We start from the raw sequence: 307 nt of genomic DNA, 5'->3' as shown, positions 1-307 counted from the left end.
GGAGGGGCGGTCGTCACGACGGAAGCCACCGCCCGAGGGGCGCTCGCCACGGACCTCACGTCGGAAACCACCACCGTCGCCGTCGACGACACGGCGGAAGCCGCCCCACGACCCATCACCAACGAGGCAACCCCGCCCGTGGGCGTCGTGACGTCCGCGGCGAGCGTCCCTCCGGTGGTGGCTTCCGCCGCGATGACCGCCCGTCCGGCGGCTTCAACCGTGACCGCGACGACCGTCCGCGTCGTGATGACCGTGGCGAGCGCCCCTCCGGCGGTGGCTACCGCCGCGACGACCGCCCCTCCGGTGG

General features: G+C 74.9%; 1 protein-coding gene. It reads right to left on the bottom strand.

The genetic code is table 11. The annotated features are described in order from the left end of the window. A partial coding sequence (locus PUR71_RS00425) for a hypothetical protein (RefSeq protein WP_329924271.1) occupies positions 1-307 on the bottom strand: 307 nt, incomplete at both ends.

The sequence above is a fragment of the Streptomyces sp. SP17BM10 genome, assembly GCF_036322405.1.
GTDB lineage: Bacteria > Actinomycetota > Actinomycetes > Streptomycetales > Streptomycetaceae > Kitasatospora.
Note: the sequence above shows the minus strand (reverse complement) of the source record. Positions and strands in the feature narration are given on the sequence as shown.